Annotated in this window: 1 protein-coding gene; it reads left to right on the top strand. The window is 40.8% G+C overall.

Going from position 1 to position 1,433, the window contains the following annotated elements; translation table 11 throughout:
• On the top strand, nt 1–1,344 hold a 1,344-nt coding region (locus ACN4EE_RS23340; RefSeq protein ID WP_431708901.1), incomplete at its 5' end, for a BREX-1 system adenine-specific DNA-methyltransferase PglX.
• Nucleotides 1,345–1,433: the final 89 nt, after the last annotated feature.

Here is a 1,433-nt window from a genome sequence, read left to right as displayed (position 1 = left end):
ATAGATATAGATTGTCTATCAAAAAAACTTATTGTTTTCGCAAAAATAGATTGGGATTCATACGAAACCTCATGGGATTTTACTACTTTACCGCTTTTAGAAGAAGACAGTGGAAAGTGGAAAGTGGAAAGTAAGGGGGAAAGAGTGGACAGTGGACAGTGGATAGTGGACAGTGAAGAAGAAAAACTACCCACTAACCACTACCCACTAACCACTTATCCCATCCCAAAAACCATCGCCGAAACCTACAAAACCCTCCGCCAACAATGGGCAGAAATGACATTAGAAATGCAGAGATTAGAGGAAGAAAATAACCGAATATTTATTGAAGCCTACGGATTACAAGAAGAATTAACCCCCGAAGTGCCATTAAAGGAAATCACCCTCACCTGTAACCCTTATTATCGTTATGGGAAGGAAGAAGTGGACAGTAATAGGCAAGTTGATAGTGGACAGTGGACAGTGGACAGTGAAACAGAAAAACTACCCACTAACCACTACCCACTAACCACTAACTTCCCCTACGATGAAGCCTTAGAAAAACGCCTGTTAGAAGATACCATGAAAGAATTTATCTCCTATGCAGTGGGTTGTATGTTTGGACGTTATTCACTGGATAAACAAGGCTTAATCTTAGCAAATCAAGGAGAGACGATCGAGGATTACTATAGAATAATTGGTGATGACAAGGGATTAGGGATTAGGGATGAGGGATTAGTAGAAAACGAAACATTAACTACTTCCCACTTCCCACTTCCCACTTCCCACTTTTCCCCCACAAAAACAAACGTTATCCCTATCCTTGACGGCGATTGGTTTAGCGATGATATTACTGCACAATTCCGCCAATTTCTGCGCATCACCTTTGGAGAAGCCAACTATCAAACTAACCTCAAATTTATAGAAGATGCCATTGGCAAGAAAATCGGTAAATATTTCCAGTCAGACTTCTATAATGACCATGTTAAACGGTATAAGAAACGCCCGATATACTGGCTATTTAGTAGCCCTAAAGGTAGCTTTAACGCTTTGATATACCTGCACCGCTACCGCCCTGATACCGTTAGTATTGTCTTGAATGAATATTTACGAGAATACCGCCGTAAATTAGAAGGACAACTGGAACACTTCAAACAAATAGAAGTGAGTGCCGATGTTAGCACCTCCCAGAAAACCAAAGCCCTCAAGGAAACTGCTAAACTTACAAAAATAGTCAATGAATTAAACGAGTTCGATCGTACCATATTATATCCCTTGGCGATCGAAAAGCTAGAGATAGACTTAGATGACGGAGTGAAGGTTAATTATCCGAAGTTTGGTAAAGCCTTGAAGGAAATAAAGTAGGAAGTGGGAAGTGGGAAGTGGGAAGTGGGAAGTGGGGAATGAAGAAACAGAAAAACTAACCCCTAATCCCTAATCCTTGGGGCGTAAGC

Origin of the sequence: Geminocystis sp. CENA526 (genome assembly GCF_050753365.1) — a bacterium.
Taxonomy (GTDB): Bacteria; Cyanobacteriota; Cyanobacteriia; order Cyanobacteriales; family Cyanobacteriaceae; genus Geminocystis.
This window is presented reverse-complemented; position numbering and strand designations above follow the sequence as displayed.